The organism is Novosphingobium sp. (assembly GCF_024642085.1).
GTDB lineage: Bacteria > Pseudomonadota > Alphaproteobacteria > Sphingomonadales > Sphingomonadaceae > Novosphingobium.
The window spans coordinates 26,197-41,061 of sequence record NZ_JAHEBV010000007.1 but is presented as its reverse complement, the minus strand read 5'-3'; the positions used below and the strand labels follow the sequence as shown (position 1 = coordinate 41,061).

The window sequence follows — 14,865 nt, the reverse complement described above, 5'->3', positions numbered from 1 at the left end:
GTGCTGCCATGAAGCAGCCCGGTCGCCAAGGGCGCTCTATCAAGTGTCGCGGATTTCCGACAAACGACGTTCCCATGCCAGCGCGTGGGTGACGATCGTATCAAGATCGGCATATTGCGGCTGCCACGGCAAGGTCGCCTTGATCCGGCGGTTGTCCGATATCAGCGCATCGGGATCACCGGCCCGGCGCGGCGACAGTTTGCGCAAGATCGGATTGTTGGTCACGCGGTCAACCGCATCGAGCACTTCGAGTACCGAGAAGCCCCGGCCATATCCCGCGTTCATGGTCAGCGAGCGGCCTGGATCGGCCATCAGTGCCTGCAGGGCAAGCACATGTGCGTTGGCCAGATCAGCGACATGGATGTAATCGCGTACGCCGGTTCCGTCGGGGGTGGCATAATCGGTGCCGAACACCTCGACATGGCCGCGTTTGCCCAGCGCCGCCTCAACCGCGACCTTGATCAGGTGCGTCGCCCCGGCGGTGGATTGGCCGCTGCGCGCGCGCGGATCAGCCCCGGCGACATTGAAATAGCGTAGTGCGCAATAGTTGATGGGATGCGCCGCGGCTATATCGGCCAGCATCGTCTCGGTCATCAGCTTGGACATCCCGTAAGGATTGATCGGCGCCTTTTCGCTGTCTTCAGTAACCGGCGAGACCCTGGGAATCCCATAGGTCGCCGCGGTCGAACTGAAGATGAAATGCGGCACCCCGGCTTTGACCGCAGCGGCGATCAGCGCCCGGCTCTTGGCAGTGTTGTTGTGATAATACTTCAACGGGTTTTCGACCGATTCGGGAACGATGATCGATCCGGCAAAATGCATGATCGCGCCGATCTTCTGTTCGGCAAAAATGCGCGCCAGCAGATCCGCATCCTCGATATCGCCCTGATAGAATGCCACGCCGTCGGGCACTGCCCAGCGAAAACCGGTGGTCAGGTTGTCAATCACCGCGACGGGCCAGCCGGCATCGGTCAGGGCCAGAACCGCATGGCTGCCAATGTAGCCAGCGCCGCCAGTGACAAGAACGGGAAGGGTAGGGATCATGGGGCGCTGTCCTTCGATCTTCAGGCCGACACTTGGAAAAGGCGCAATACAGTATGGGGCGTTCATCACAAGGCAAGGTGGCGGGACTGAAAGCGTAAGGCGCTGGCTGTCAGCCTTGCCCTGCGAAAGATCGTCCATGCCAATGTCCCGCCCAGCGTCTTTTGCCGCCGCCGCTCTGCTGGCCTTGAGCGGAACCGCGGTTCTGGCCCAGGCAGGCCCGTGGCGCGGCATGGATGACACGTTTGGGCGCGGCTACGATCAGCCCGACTGGCGTTCGCGCGCAAGCCGCAACGTCGAAGGAAAGATCGAAGTGGCGCGGTTCCGGGCCGAAGAAGCCTTCGCCCTGCAAAGCGGAACGATCGCGGTGGTGGCGATGCCCGATGGCAGCGGCGGATCGGACTTGCGTCAGGATGCAGCGTTCCAGGCGGCGGTCGAAAGCGAACTGATCCAGTCAGGTTATCGGACCGCACCGTCTGCTGGAAGCGGGCAGGTGGCCGAAGTGCGTATCCTGCGCAGCGAACTGATGCCCGCCGAGGTCAAGCGCAAGCCGGTCAGCGGCGAGATGAGCGTCGGGCTGTCAAACCGCGGCTCGATGCTGGGGCTGGGGCTTTACGTCGATGGAACCAGGCCCAAGCGGGCACTGCTGTCGACCATGCTGGAAGCGCGCATACGCGATCGCGCTTCGGGCACCGTGCTGTGGGAAGGCCGCGCCGCCATTGCCACACGTGAAGGCGACGACAAATGGAATGACGGCGCGGTTGCAGTGCGCCTTGCCAGAGCCCTGTTCGATGGCTTTCCCGGCCGCACCGGCGAGGAAAGCCTGAAACGCTAACATCCTTGCATGAAACGACTTTCAGGGACACATTGTCTGGATACGTGACACGGAAGAGAGGTTGCCGGACCATGAAGTTTCTGCCCCTTGCCGCCGCTGCACTTGGCTTTGCGGCGCTGTCAGGTTGTGTTGCGCCGGTCGGTCCGGTTCAGGTTACGCGGTTTCATGCGCCTGAGTTTGCTTCGCTTTCGCGCGGTACCGTGGCGGTCGAACCGGCCCCGGGGACCGATGGCAAATCGCTGGAATGGCAGACCTACAGACTTGCCGTGCAGCGCCAGCTTGCTTTGCTGGGCTATGCCGAAGCGGCTGCCGGACAGGGCGGACAGATTGCGCAAATGCGGGTCAGCCGCAGCCTGTCCGATCCGGCGCGCAAATCAGGACCGGTCAGCGTGGGCGTGGGCGGGTCAACCGGCAGCTATGGCAGCGGACTTGGCCTGGGTCTGGGCTTCAATCTGGGCGGCGGATCGGGCCAGCAGATGCAGACCGAGCTTGGTGTAGTGATCAAGGACCGCGTCAGCGCGCGCACCCTGTGGGAAGGACGTGCCAGCTTCAGCGTTGATGCCAAATCGCCGCTGGCCAGCACAGACCTGGCCGCGGCAAAAATGGCTGAGGCGCTGTTCGAGGGGTTTCCTGGTCAATCGGGTGAGACTATCGAGGTTAAATGACCGCATCCACCCTTTGCATCGATGCCGCGTTTGATAGCGGCAACATCGAAGTCCTGTCCATTTCCGGAACCACCGCGCAGCTCAGGATACGTAAGGATCGCGAATCCGATTTTTTCCAGTGGTTCCATTTCCGCGCAGCCGGGGCGGCGGGGCAGACGCTGACGTTGAAGATTACCGGGCTCAATGCTTCGGCATATCCCGATGGCTGGCCGGCATACCGCGCTGCGGTCAGCGAAGACCGCCAGTTCTGGGCCCGCGCGGAGTGCAGTTTCGACAAGGGAGCGGCGGATGGCTCATTGACCATCACTTATACCCCCGAAAGCGACCTTTGCTGGTTTGCATACTTTGCGCCCTATTCGATGGAACGCCACCACGATCTGGTCGCGCAGGCGGCGGGCTCTCAGGGTGTGAACTATCGATGTCTTGGACACAGCCTTGAAGGACAGCCGATCGATTGCCTTGAAATGGGCGAAGGTGAGACGCAGGTGTGGCTCTATGCCCGTCAGCATCCAGGCGAATCGATGGCCGAATGGTGGATGGAAGGCGCGCTGGATTGCCTGACTGACCCCGCCGATCCGGTCGCGCGGCGGCTGCGCCAGCTGTGCCGGTTCCATGTAGTGCCCAACGCCAATCCCGACGGGTCGTGCCGCGGTCATCTGCGCACCAATTTTGCCGGGGTGAACCTCAACCGCGAATGGGCCCACCCTTCTGCGGAACGTTCTCCCGAAGTTCTGGCAATCCGCAATGCGATGGACGAAACCGGGGTGCATTTCGCTATGGACGTGCATGGTGATGAGGCGATCCCGGCAGTGTTTCTGGCGGGATTTGAAGGGATTCCGTCATGGAACGAGGCGCAGCAGGCCGGGTTTGATGGTTATAAAAGGATTCTGGCGCGGCGCACGCCCGATTTCCAGACCAGGCTGGGCTACCCGGCGGCGCGCGCGGGCAAGGCCAACCTGACCATGTCGACCAACCAGCTGGCCGAGCGGTTCGGTGCGGTCAGCATGACGCTCGAAATGCCGTTCAAGGACAACGACGACCTGCCGTGTCTGGTGCAGAACTGGTCACCTGAACGATCCGCCCAACTTGGCCGCGAGTGCCTGGGGGCGCTGCTCGAATGGCTGGAAGGGCGCCAAGCCGCCTGACCGCTGCGTGCACTGGTGTGCATTTGCGGGAACATTTGCCGCCATGGTCCGTTTTTGCCCCTGTTAAAGCAGGAGGTGACTATGTCTGATGAACCCAATGTAACAATCATCAAGGAAGAAGGCCGCAGCGGCGGCGGATCGTGGCTGATCGGTATCGTGCTGATCATCGCGCTGATCGTCGGGGTGGTGTTCTTCATGAACCAGTCGAACAGCAACGCGGCCAAGAACAACGCGATTGCCGATGCCGCGAAGGATGTTGGTGCTGCCGCGCAGGACGTTGGCGATGCCGCCAAGCAGGCAGCCGACAACGCTACCAAGTAAGGCACGTATCGGGCGGCTGGTGGTATTCAAACCGGCCGCCCGGTCTTTTTCAACCCAAGCTGGCAGGGCCAAAGGCGTGCGGCAGAAGGTCGGACAGCCTATGTTCGGATATTGAGTGCGATCCAACACACCACACTAACGGATCAGTCTGGCCCAGCTGCGCCAATTCGCTCAGTACTTGCCGGCAGCGCCCGCACGGGGTTACCGGATCCCCAAGAACCCCTTCGATCCCTCCCGTAACCGCGATAGCAACCAGATCACTGCGCTTCCCGTCGTTCATGGCGCGCGCCACTGCCGCTGTCTCCGCGCACAGGGCAAGCCCGTAACTGGCATTCTCGACATTCGCGCCGGTAACAATGTTGCCGTCGGCGAAACCCAACGCAGCGCCGACCTGAAAGCGGCTATAAGGGGCATATGCGCGGGACACTGCCTCCTTCGCTGCAGCGATAAGAGTGTCGCGGTCAATCATGGCCTGTTGTCTTTCATGGCTGCACGACAACCCAGCGCAGGCCATCCTTGGTTGCCTGATTGCTAAGCTGGCCGTTGGCGGTCCACAGCATCCACGGCCGGCCTGCGTAGTCCGGCTGAAAGCGCGTGCGGACCAGCCACAGGTTGCGGTCGATCTGCGAGGCTATGCGGTAACGCGACTGAAACCGCGGAGTCAGCTTCAGGATGGCGGCCTTTCCGGTGTGGTTTTCGATCTGGTTGAGGAACGTTGTCAGCTCGCTTTCGATACTCTGGTCGCTGACCGGCACGGGACAATCGTCCCCCAGCATGTCAAGCTCGACTGCCGGGGGCAGCATCTTGGGATCGCGCGGCACTACGGTGACGAAATTGGCAGCTTGCCGTTCGGCCGGCTGGCACGGATCATAGCGGTGGAGCGCCCCGACCTGGATTTTCGCCACTTTGGCATCCTCAAGATTGCGCGAAAAACTGTCGTCACGGGCAAAGGCGCTGGCCGATGCGTCGAGATAGGCAAACTCTGCGCCGATCGCCTTTAAAGCCCGCCAGTCGATCACCCCGTCGGCGCTGCCCACCTCGGCGCCCTGCATCGGGAATACCCGGCGGTCGGGTTGCCAGTGCTTGACCTGCCACCAGCCCCACGCGCCGCCCGCCAGCGCAATCAGCAGCGCGACGCCCAAGAGACGCAGCCGCAGCCGGCGTGACGGTGATTTTCGAGCCATGACTTTTCGCGTGCGCCCCGGTTATGTCAGCCCCTGATATGCAGGACGCAGATCAGGGTAAAGAGCCGCCGGGCAGTTGCAAAGTCGGTGTCGACCTTGCCCGTCAACCGCTCCAGCAGCATTTCAGCCGCTTCGTTGTGGACGCCGCGGCGGGCCATGTCGATGGTTTCAATCTCGCTTGCCGTAGCGCGCCGGATAGCCTGGTAGTAACTGTCACAGATTGCGAAATATTCGCGAATCGGGCGGCGAAACCGGCCCAGGCCAAGGATCAGCGTTTCCAGCACGGCGCCGTCATCGCTGCTTGCTTCCATGATCAGGCGGCCATCGTCGACTGACAGTTTGAGACGGTATGGGCCCTGGTGTCCGGCGTCCCAGGCGCGAAGCGGCTTGAAGGTATTTTCCTCGATCAAATCGAAGATCGCGATGCGCCGCTCTTGCTCGATATCGGCGTTGCGCCACAGGATCGTCGCTTCGTCCAGCGCGATGTCGATGATCCTTGGGTCGGCCATGGTCGCCGCGCTTTTCGCAGATGCAAAATGGCGGGGCAAGGGGCAGCTGGCCTTCCACAGGCTGTGGAGTAATAAGGGATCAATCCCTGCTTGCACCCGCAGGCCGGTCTTCGCAAAGAACGCGCAACCATGGCCGAACTCGAACTCATCACCCGCCCCGACGAAACTGCCGCGCGCGCCCTTCCCAGCAATGTCGAGGCCGAAGCCGCGTTCCTGGGCGCGGTGCTGATCGATAACCGGGTGATCGAGGAGCTGACGACCCAGGTTTTGCCCCAGCATTTCTTCGAACCCATCCATGCCCGCATATACGAGCGCATTCTCCAGCTGCTCGACCGCAAGGCGGTGGTTACGCCGATTACGCTGAAACCGTATTTCGAGGCGGACGAGGCGCTCAAGGATCTTGGTGGAGCATCCTATCTGGCGCGGCTGACAGCCGATGGACAGGGCCTGCTGGCGCCGCGCGAACTGGCAGGTCAAATCTATGACCTGGCTCTGCTGCGCGAACTGGTGGCGGTCGGCCGCACGTTGGTCAACAACGCGCTCGACACCTCGGAAAGCGTCGAGCCGATGGAACAGGTCGCCGCTGCCGAAGCGGCGCTGTACAAAGTGGCCGAGGGAGCGAGCACGGGCAGCGAGGCACAGGGTTTTGCCGTCGCCACCCGAACGGCGCTGGGCATGATAGAGCAGGCGCTGCTGTCGGGCGGGCACATTTCAGGGACCACAACCGGTCTTACCAGCGTGAATGAGAAAATCGGCGGCTTGCACGATTCGGATCTGATCATCCTGGCGGGCCGTCCCGGCATGGGCAAAACCTCGCTCGCCACCAATATTGCCTTCAACGCGGCCGACCGCCTGCGCCGCGACCTCGCCGACGGTATTGACGCCGACAAGTCGGTCGGAGCGGCGACGGCATTTTTCAGCCTTGAAATGAGCGCGGATCAGTTGGCCACGCGTATCCTGGCGGAACAGTCAGGGATAAGCAGCGAGGCGCTGCGCATGGGCAAGATCAGCCGGGATGATTTCCAGCAGCTGTCCTATGCCAGTCAGCGTCTGGCCGAATTGCCACTTTATATCGACGACACCCCGGCGTTGAGCATCGCGGCGCTGCGCACCCGCGCCCGACGGTTGAAAAGGCGGCACGATATCGGGCTGGTGGTGGTCGATTATCTGCAGCTGCTGCAGGGCTCGGGCCGGGCCAACGACAACCGGGTCAATGAAATCTCGGAAATCAGCCGGGGACTCAAAACACTTGCCAAGGAACTGAGCGTGCCGGTGATCGCGCTGTCGCAGCTGTCCCGCGCGGTCGAACAGCGCGAAGAGAAACGTCCGATGCTGTCGGATTTGCGCGAATCCGGCTCGATCGAACAGGACGCCGACATGGTCTGGTTTGTGTTCCGCGAAGACTATTACGTCGCCGCGCGCGAACCCAAGGTGCCGCAGGACAATGACGATATTAAGACGCATGAGGCCCATACTGCCTGGCAGGCCGAGATGGAGCGGGTTTATGGCACCGCCGAACTGATCGTTGCCAAACAGCGCCACGGTTCGACCGGCAAGGTCCGCATGCGGTTTGAATCGCGCATCACCCGGTTCAGCGACCTGGCCGATGATTCGTTGGCAGGACACAGTTATGAGTGATAGAATTATCCTAATAAAAACAACATCTTATAGTAATTTTTCTTGACTTGCGAATCGCCCGACGCGTAACAGCGATCATTCCCGCATTTTTGTGCTGAATTAGGAGTGCCCGATGGCGCGCGTTACCGTTGAAGATTGTGTCGACAAGATCCCCAACCGGTTCGATCTTGTCCTGATGGCCGCGCAACGTGCGCGCGAGATTTCGGGCGGCGCCGAACTGACGATCGACCGTGACCGGGATAAGAACCCCGTCGTGGCTTTGCGCGAAATTGCCGAACAGACTGTGCGCCCCGATGCGCTGAAGGAATCGGTGGTCAATTCGCTTCAGCGCGTGCTGCCGGATGATGATGACGATGTCGATGACATCGGTTCGCTCAGCCAGCAGGCCGAGGCGCTGCGGATCACAGCTGCGGCTCCGGTTCGCAACACGTCGCTGGGCGGCGATTACGAAGGCTAAACTGGCCTGATCCGAACGATTCGAGCCCGCGCGCCCCACCGGCTGCGCGGGCTTTTTCGTAAGATTGCAACGCTGCACCGCCTTGATTTGACAGCCCGTCGCCAACCTGTTTGCATTCCGGCTTCAAACCGGGGGGCGGGGCGATGCAGAAGACTGGTTTTCAAGAGCGACATCAGTGGGACAGCGCGTTCTGGCTGGCGTTTGTGGCTTCGTCTTGGCTGGCTGTTGCGATGGGTTTCGGCGAACCGATTGCCGAGCGCTATGCGGGCCAGGCGCCCTATGCCGCGCCGCCGATCCTGGTGGTTCATGTCTTTGTCTATTTCGGCTGGCTGCTGCTGCTGACGCTTCAGGTCAGCCTGGTCAACCGGGGCCGGCCAGACCTGCACCGGCTAGCGGGAATGGGCGGGGCGCTGCTGGCCGTGCTGGTGATCGCAACGGGGCTGGGGGCAGAAATCTACAGCCAGCGGTTCTGGGCCAAGACCGACTCTGAAAACGTCCGGTTCTTCACATTTCCTCTCTATGTCCTGATTGCCTTTGCTGCTTGCTCGTTCCTGGCGATCCGCGATCGCGGCGATTCGCCCAGGCACAAGCGGCTGATGTACCTCGCCACGGCCGCGGTCATGGGCGGACCGTACCAGCGCTGGTGGGGATCCGCGATCGACACCTTTACCGGCACCGGGCCGTTCAATTCCTGGGCGCATCTCTACAGCGGCATGAATGCACTGCTGATCGCCGCCGCATGTTACGACTGGTTGACCCGCGGAATGGTGCACCGGGTCTTACGGAACGGCATCCTGCTGCTCGTTACAGGACAGATCGCTGCGATGCTGTTGTGGTACAGCGATTGGTGGCCTCACGTGACACGTACGGCGCTAGGTATCGCCGAACCGTGACGCCGTTTCAGCGGCACGGCCATTTTGCCTGGAGGACACGAAGCATGCCGACACTAAGCGGCAGGGCCCTGCGTTCATTTTGCGGGATTGCCCCCAATCCGCTTAGCATCTCCTCAGATCCCATTTTGGCATTCTGGGGCGGGCAGTAGGTGGGCTTTTCGCCGCGCTTGATCGCCGCTTGCCGTTGTTGCCGCAAAGCCTCTCCAGTGGCTTGACCCTCTTGCATCAGCGGACGCAGCTTGCCCGAAAACAGGGCCATGGCGCCCTTGGCCTTGAGGGCAGCCGCATCGGCATAGAACGCTTCTGTCGTGCGTTCGGCGGCCAATGCGGGGGACGCGAATGTCAGTGCAACCGTAACGGCAAGACTCAGTCGCTTCATCAATCGCTCTCCATCCGATGTTTCACGGTGGCTTGACCGCAGCAAGCTGACAAGACCATGAACAGCGGTATCGACAGGGGAGTATCTTTCTTGAGTGGGAGCGGCGAAATCATCGGGGGCATTGCAGAAGGCGCGATGGCGGCACGGGCGGTCGAACCGACCCACGGCGAAGCGGCGGACGGACACTCCGCTGAAAGCGCCTGCCTGAATTGCGGGACCGCACTGGTCGGCAGTCATTGCCACTCCTGCGGCCAGGCCGCACACGTTCACAAGACGATTGGCGCGTTTCTTCACGATCTGCTGCACGGGGTGTTTCATTTCGAAGGCAAGATCTGGCGAACGCTGCCGCTGCTGGCTTGGCGGCCGGGCAAGCTGACCCGCGAATATATCGACGGACGCCGCGCCAGCTATATCAGCCCGATCGCGCTGTTCCTGTTCAGCGTGTTTCTGATGTTTGCAGTGATCAAGCAGGCCGGCGGGTCGCTCGACAATCTCGCCTCGATCGACGTTAACGGCAAGACGGTGACAGGCCTTGCGGCCAATGAAAGGGAACTGGCGGCATTGCGCATCAAGCGGGATGCCCTGGCCAAGGCGGGCAAGCCGACCGACGTAATCGATGGCGAGATTTCGGGGCGCGAAGCCGGGCTTGCATCGGTTCGCGAAGTGCAGGCAACCTTGGCAGGCAAGCCAACGGCGGACTCGAAGGATGTCAAGATCCACAGCGAGCTGCCGGCGGTCGAACAGGCCTTCAGGGATTTTCGCGCGAACCCCGGGCTGGGCCTGTTCAAGCTGCAGACAAATGCCTATAAATTCAGCTGGGCGCTGATCCCGATTTCGGTGCCGTTCGTGTGGCTGCTGTTCCCGTTCAGTCGCCGCTTCCGGCTGTATGACCATACGGTATTTGTCACCTATTCGCTTTGCTTCATGACCCTGCTGACAACGGCTATTGTCGTGGGAAACCTGGCCGGCGCATCGTTCCTGGCCGGGATCGGTCTGCTCGTGCCGCCCATTCACATGTACAGGCAGCTACGCGGCACATATCAGTTGAGCCGGCTTGGCGCACTATGGCGGACCGGCGCGCTGCTGTTCATCGCAGCCAGCGCGCTGATCCTGTTTACTGTCCTGATCGTGGCTGAAACAGGCGGGTAAGCGGCCTAATCGTTGTGGGCCGATCGCGCCGCTTCGGTAAACCGCTTTCCGGCCTTGGGAATGGCAGATCCGCGCACAGGTACGGGCCGCAATGCATCGCCCTTTGGCGCATCAGGCCGGTCGATCTTGCCGTTTGCGACCAGCTCGTCGATTTCTTCCCCGGTCAGCGTTTCGTATTCGAGCAAGGCCTGGGCCAGCTGGTGAAGCTTTTCGGCGTTGCCTTTGAGGATGTCAGTCGCGCGCTTGTGCCCGCCTTCGACCAGACCGCGGATTTCGGCATCGATCAGCTTGTTGGTATCGGCAGACTGCATGGTGCGCTGCGCTGAACCATAGCCAAGGTAACCTTCAGATTGTTCCTCATACTGGAGCGGGCCCAGCTTGTCTGACATGCCCCATCGCGTGACCATGTTGCGGGCCAGCGAAGTGGCCTGCTGGATATCGGACGATGCGCCAGACGAAACCTTATCGTGACCAAAGATGATTTCTTCGGCCACGCGTCCGCCCATCGCCACGGCCAGCTGTGCGTGCATCTGATCGCGGTGGTAGGAATACCGGTCGCGTTCGGGCAGCCGCACCACCATGCCCAGCGCGCCGCCGCGCGGGATGATCGTGGCCTTGTGGATCGGGTCCGACGCCGCTTCGAACACCGAGACGAGTGCGTGACCGGCCTCGTGATAGGCGGTCATTTTCTTTTCCTCGTCGGTCATGACCATAGAGCGGCGTTCGGCGCCCATCATTACCTTGTCCTTGGCATCCTCGAACTCCTGCCGGGCGACCAACCGCTTGTTGCGGCGGGCGGCCAGCAAGGCAGCCTCATTGACCAGGTTTGCCAGGTCCGCACCCGAAAAACCGGGCGTGCCGCGCGCAATCGTCCGCGCTTCGACATCGGGGGCGAGCGGCACCTTTCTCATGTGGACTTCCAGGATTTTTTCCCGGCCTTCGATATCGGGCAGGGGCACCACCACCTGGCGGTCAAAGCGGCCTGGTCGCAGTAGCGCCGGATCGAGCACGTCGGGCCGGTTGGTGGCGGCGATGATGATGATACCCTCGTTAGCCTCAAACCCGTCCATCTCGACCAGCAGCTGGTTCAGCGTCTGTTCGCGCTCATCGTTCGAATTGCCCAGCCCGTGGCCGCGGTGACGGCCGACCGCATCAATTTCGTCAATGAAGACAATGCACGGCGCATTCTTCTTGGCCTGTTCGAACATGTCGCGCACGCGGCTGGCGCCGACGCCAACGAACATTTCAACAAAATCCGAGCCAGAAATGGTGAAGAACGGAACGCCCGCCTCACCCGCGATGGCGCGGGCCAGCAGGGTTTTGCCAGTGCCGGGCGATCCGACCAGCAGCGCGCCCTTGGGAATCTGCCCGCCCAGCTTGGAAAAGCGATGCGGATCCTTGAGGAAGTCGACGATCTCTTCCAATTCTTCGCGGGCTTCGTCGATCCCGGCAACGTCGGCAAAGGTCACGCGGCCCTGCTTTTCGGTGAGCATCTTGGCCTTACTTTTGCCAAAGCCCATCGCGCCTGATCCGCCGCCCTTCTGTAACTGGCGCATGGCGAAAAACGCCAGAGCGATCAGCAGGACGAAGGGCAGGATGTTGAACAGCAGCGCAAAGACGATGTTGCCTTGTTCGGGCGCCTTGCCATCATATTTGACGCCCTTGTCCTGCAGCAGCGGAACCAGGCTTTCATCCTTGGGCAGCGCGACAGTAGAGAATGTCTCACCCGTCTTCAGTTTCCCGGTGATGCGGTTTTCACCGACTTCGACCGAAGCGACTGCGCCTTCGTTCACCTTGGTGCGGAAATCGGAATAGCCCAGCTGCTGCGCGGCAGTGTCCCCGCGCGCGTTGAACAGCGATACCACCGATAACAGGACAAGGAACACCCCGCCCCAGATCAGCAGGTTCTTGACCCACGGGTTACCGCTGGGTTGTTCGTCGTTCATGCGCGCAATTCCTTTCGTGCCGCCAATGTAAGCGCGCACGGATGAAGCGCAAGTTTACGCGCATGAAGTCTCTGATCGGTTTAGGCGATCACGAGGTCAATTCTTCTATCCGGTGATGCGGCAGAACACGCCACGCCGCGATCAGCAGCAAGACGTGAAACCCTTCGACGGACATCGGCAGCGGCCAGCCGGGGTAAAATCCGTCGAGTGCCAGACTGATCGCCCGCACGGTGAATGCTGTGCCCATCAGGGCAGCCGGGACAAGCAACAGGTCGGCATTACGGCGCCACGCGCCCAGCATCATGCACACCGCGATAACCCCGAAAAAGGCGGTGAAATCGGCACGGATGGTGGACCAGCCCTGGGTTGCGGCGGCGCTGACGCCCAGACCGGGTGCCGCGATCTGCGGGTTAAACAGGAAGTTCAGCCCCATGAAAAGGTCGAAAAATCCGACCAGAAAGACCAGGATCGTCAAGATGATTCGCATGGTAAGGCGCTCCCCGTTAACCGCGATTTATCCTTTGTGGCGCAGGGAAACCCTTATGCAAAGCCTGTTGCGCAAGGGGCTGGGGAATTGCACAAGCTGGTCGCCATGAACGGGCCCAAGATACTTCTGATCGTCGGCGGCGGGATTGCCGCCTACAAGGCGTGCGAACTGGTGCGCCTGATCCGCCGCAACGGGGGCGAGGTCAGCTGCGTGCTGACCGAAGGCGGATCGCACTTCGTTACCGCGATGACTCTGGCCGCTCTGTCGGAAAATCCTGTGCATACCACGCTGTGGGATCTGACGGCCGAGGTTGAGATGGGCCACATCCAGCTGTCGCGGGCCGCCGATCTGGTGGTGGTCTGTCCGGCCACCGCCAACCTGATGGCCAAAATGGTCCAGGGGATCGCCGATGATCTGGCGACCACGCTGCTGCTTGCCACCGACAAACCGGTTCTGGCCGTGCCGGCGATGAACGTGAAGATGTGGGAACATGCCGCCACACAGGACAATGTGCGCACTCTGATGGAACGCGGCGTCGCGGTGCTTGACCCCGATGAAGGCCCAATGGCCTGCGGCGAATACGGCGCCGGGCGCCTGCCCGAACCTGTCGCGGTGTGGAACGCGATCTGCCAGATGCTGCAATTGGAAGCACTGGCGCTGCCTGCGCCGGAACCCGAACTCGCGCTCGAAGCTCCGCGTGATTTCGACAGCTTCGCCCAGTCTGTCGACCTGGGCCTGGGCGGGTTGGCAGCCGGCCTGATCAAGCGCACAACCACATCAAAGCTTGTGTTTGGTGACGATGATCTGACCATCGAGGGTGAGGTAATCCCGCCGGTTTCTGCGGATGACGAGCCGGCACCTGAAGAAACACCGCCGGATGAAGTGCTTTTGGCAGCACCCATCCTGTCGAAAAAGGGCCGGGCCAAGTCGGCCCCGCCGACCGACCCCGATGCGATCAACCATACCGTTACCGGGCAGACCGTTCCCGAACCGATCAAGGGTGACAGCTTTGCCGGCAGCAAGCTGGCCGATGCACTGATCGACGATCCCCTGTTCGGCCAACCCGATTTTGCCGGAGATGATGCCTTTGCCCCCGTCAGCGACCGGCTGGAGGGCAAGCATGTGCTGGTGACCGCAGGTCCGACTCACGAACCGATAGATCCGGTGCGCTACATCGCGAACCGATCCAGCGGCAAACAGGGCTATGCGATTGCTGCGGCCGCTGCGCGGATGGGGGCCAAGGTGACACTGGTCAGCGGCCCGGTGGCATTGGAATGTCCACCGGGGGTAGACCGGGTGTTCGTGGAAACTGCGGTCGAAATGGCCGATGCCGTGAAAAAGGCGCTTCCTGCTGATGCTGCGGTGATGGTTGCGGCCGTGGCCGATTGGCGCACCACCGAAGTCGCTGGTGAAAAAATGAAGAAGCGCGGATCGGCACCGCCGGCTTTGCGGCTGACTGAAAATCCCGATATTCTGGCCTCTGTCGCATCCAGTCCCAAGCGCCCGAGGCTGGTGGTCGGCTTTGCGGCGGAAACCGAAAAAGTGATCGACCACGCCAAGGACAAGCGCAAGCGCAAGGGCGCCGACTGGATCGTTGCCAACGACGTGTCGGGCGATGTCATGGGGGGCGAGGTGAACGCGGTGCATATCATCACCGAAACGGGTGTCGAAAGTCTTCCGGAAATGGCAAAAGACGCAGTCGCCGCCGCCCTTGTCGAAAGAATTGCCGATGCCCTCAACCCCGTCAGTGCCGATCCCGGTTAAGCGTCTTCCTCATTTCGAGGGGCTGGAACTGCCCGCCTACGCCACCGATGGTGCCGCTGGCATGGACGTGCTGGCGGCAGAGGATGTGACCCTTCCGTCCGGAGCGCGCCATGCCGTTGCGACCGGTATCGCGGTGGCCATTCCGCACGGGTTCGAGATCCAGGTGCGTCCGCGTTCCGGCCTTGCGCTCAAGCACGGCATTACGGTGCCCAATACCCCTGGCACGATAGACAGTGACTATCGGGGCGAGCTGAAGGTGATCCTGATCAACCACGGGAGCGAACCCTTTGCCGTGCGGCGCGGCGATCGGGTGGCACAATTGGTGGTGGCGCCGGTCACGCAAGGGGTTTGGCTGAAAGTCGAAGAGCTGGACGAAACCCTTCGAGGTGAAGGCGGCTTTGGATCGACCGGCGGGGTGGTGGCGCTGGGAAGCTGAATGCGAAAAAGGCGGG

Annotated in this window: 17 protein-coding genes; 10 read left to right on the top strand and 7 right to left on the bottom strand. The window is 61.6% G+C overall.

Annotated elements, in window-relative coordinates; all coding sequences use genetic code 11:
• Window positions 1-39: 39 nt before the first annotated feature.
• Complete coding sequence (galE, locus tag Q0L62_RS04620) at window positions 40-1,044, bottom strand: UDP-glucose 4-epimerase GalE (protein ID WP_296677091.1); 1,005 nt, start codon at window positions 1,042-1,044, stop codon at window positions 40-42.
• 136 nt (window positions 1,045-1,180) lie between these two features.
• Here galE and Q0L62_RS04615 point away from each other — a divergent pair, with 136 nt between their 5' ends.
• From Q0L62_RS04615 to Q0L62_RS04600, 4 genes are all read left to right on the top strand, one after another.
• Complete coding sequence (locus tag Q0L62_RS04615) at window positions 1,181-1,876, top strand: hypothetical protein (RefSeq protein ID WP_296677088.1); 696 nt, start codon at window positions 1,181-1,183, stop codon at window positions 1,874-1,876.
• A 71-nt stretch (window positions 1,877-1,947) separates the two neighbouring features.
• Complete coding sequence (locus tag Q0L62_RS04610; RefSeq protein ID WP_296677086.1) at window positions 1,948-2,541, top strand: DUF4136 domain-containing protein; 594 nt, start codon at window positions 1,948-1,950, stop codon at window positions 2,539-2,541.
• Entirely contained in the window at window positions 2,538-3,686 is a 1,149-nt protein-coding gene (locus Q0L62_RS04605; RefSeq protein WP_296677083.1) for a M14-type cytosolic carboxypeptidase, read from the top strand. Before Q0L62_RS04610 ends, Q0L62_RS04605 begins: the two co-directional genes overlap by 4 nt.
• A gap of 81 nt (window positions 3,687-3,767) precedes the next feature.
• Window positions 3,768-4,007, top strand: a complete 240-nt coding sequence (locus Q0L62_RS04600) for a hypothetical protein (protein ID WP_296677080.1) — start codon at window positions 3,768-3,770, stop codon at window positions 4,005-4,007.
• Between the two features lie 49 nt (window positions 4,008-4,056).
• Here the strand turns inward: Q0L62_RS04600 and Q0L62_RS04595 are convergent, their stop codons facing one another.
• From Q0L62_RS04595 to Q0L62_RS04585, 3 genes are read right to left on the bottom strand one after another with little or no spacing between them, the layout of a single operon-like run.
• Entirely contained in the window at window positions 4,057-4,476 is a 420-nt protein-coding gene (locus Q0L62_RS04595) for a cytidine deaminase (protein WP_296677078.1), read from the bottom strand.
• Window positions 4,477-4,489: 13 nt separating this feature from the next.
• The gene (locus tag Q0L62_RS04590; protein ID WP_296677073.1) at window positions 4,490-5,191 is read right to left on the bottom strand and encodes a glycoside hydrolase family 25 protein; all 702 of its coding nucleotides are present in this window, start codon (window positions 5,189-5,191) and stop codon (window positions 4,490-4,492) included.
• A 26-nt stretch (window positions 5,192-5,217) separates the two neighbouring features.
• A complete protein-coding gene (locus Q0L62_RS04585; protein ID WP_296677071.1) occupies window positions 5,218-5,700 on the bottom strand; it encodes a UPF0262 family protein in 483 nt (160 codons plus the stop codon).
• A gap of 129 nt (window positions 5,701-5,829) precedes the next feature.
• On the opposite strand from Q0L62_RS04585, the gene Q0L62_RS04580 reads away from it, so the two are divergent.
• The 3 genes from Q0L62_RS04580 to Q0L62_RS04570 all read left to right on the top strand — a co-directional run bounded on the left by Q0L62_RS04580 (window position 5,830) and on the right by Q0L62_RS04570 (window position 8,688).
• Window positions 5,830-7,338: a replicative DNA helicase gene (locus tag Q0L62_RS04580; RefSeq protein WP_296677068.1), complete on the top strand. Its 1,509-nt coding sequence runs from the start codon at window positions 5,830-5,832 to the stop codon at window positions 7,336-7,338.
• 112 nt (window positions 7,339-7,450) lie between these two features.
• The gene (gene rpoZ, locus Q0L62_RS04575; protein WP_296677066.1) at window positions 7,451-7,795 is read left to right on the top strand and encodes a DNA-directed RNA polymerase subunit omega; all 345 of its coding nucleotides are present in this window, start codon (window positions 7,451-7,453) and stop codon (window positions 7,793-7,795) included.
• A 143-nt stretch (window positions 7,796-7,938) separates the two neighbouring features.
• The gene (locus Q0L62_RS04570; RefSeq protein ID WP_296677062.1) at window positions 7,939-8,688 is read left to right on the top strand and encodes a hypothetical protein; all 750 of its coding nucleotides are present in this window, start codon (window positions 7,939-7,941) and stop codon (window positions 8,686-8,688) included.
• 7 nt (window positions 8,689-8,695) lie between these two features.
• Here Q0L62_RS04570 and Q0L62_RS04565 read toward each other — a convergent pair whose 3' ends face one another.
• Complete coding sequence (locus tag Q0L62_RS04565; RefSeq protein WP_296677060.1) at window positions 8,696-9,067, bottom strand: hypothetical protein; 372 nt, start codon at window positions 9,065-9,067, stop codon at window positions 8,696-8,698.
• A gap of 90 nt (window positions 9,068-9,157) precedes the next feature.
• Here Q0L62_RS04565 and Q0L62_RS04560 point away from each other — a divergent pair, with 90 nt between their 5' ends.
• Window positions 9,158-10,216, top strand: a complete 1,059-nt coding sequence (locus tag Q0L62_RS04560) for a DUF3667 domain-containing protein (protein ID WP_296677058.1) — start codon at window positions 9,158-9,160, stop codon at window positions 10,214-10,216.
• Between the two features lie 5 nt (window positions 10,217-10,221).
• On the opposite strand, the gene ftsH is transcribed toward Q0L62_RS04560, so the two are convergent.
• Window positions 10,222-12,162 (bottom strand): ATP-dependent zinc metalloprotease FtsH, encoded by a 1,941-nt coding sequence (ftsH, locus tag Q0L62_RS04555; protein WP_296677055.1) that lies wholly within the window; start codon window positions 12,160-12,162, stop codon window positions 10,222-10,224.
• 88 nt (window positions 12,163-12,250) lie between these two features.
• Window positions 12,251-12,649, bottom strand: coding sequence for a hypothetical protein (locus Q0L62_RS04550; protein WP_296677052.1), 399 nt, complete (start codon window positions 12,647-12,649; stop codon window positions 12,251-12,253).
• A gap of 105 nt (window positions 12,650-12,754) precedes the next feature.
• On the opposite strand from Q0L62_RS04550, the gene Q0L62_RS04545 reads away from it, so the two are divergent.
• Window positions 12,755-14,413 carry a phosphopantothenate--cysteine ligase family flavoprotein gene (locus Q0L62_RS04545; RefSeq protein ID WP_296677050.1) on the top strand — a complete coding sequence of 553 codons (1,659 nt, stop codon included), beginning with the start codon at window positions 12,755-12,757 and terminating at the stop codon, window positions 14,411-14,413.
• Window positions 14,379-14,849: a dUTP diphosphatase gene (gene dut / locus Q0L62_RS04540; RefSeq protein ID WP_296677048.1), complete on the top strand. Its 471-nt coding sequence runs from the start codon at window positions 14,379-14,381 to the stop codon at window positions 14,847-14,849. The genes Q0L62_RS04545 and dut overlap by 35 nt, the downstream gene beginning before the upstream one ends.
• Window positions 14,850-14,865 lie beyond the last annotated feature (16 nt).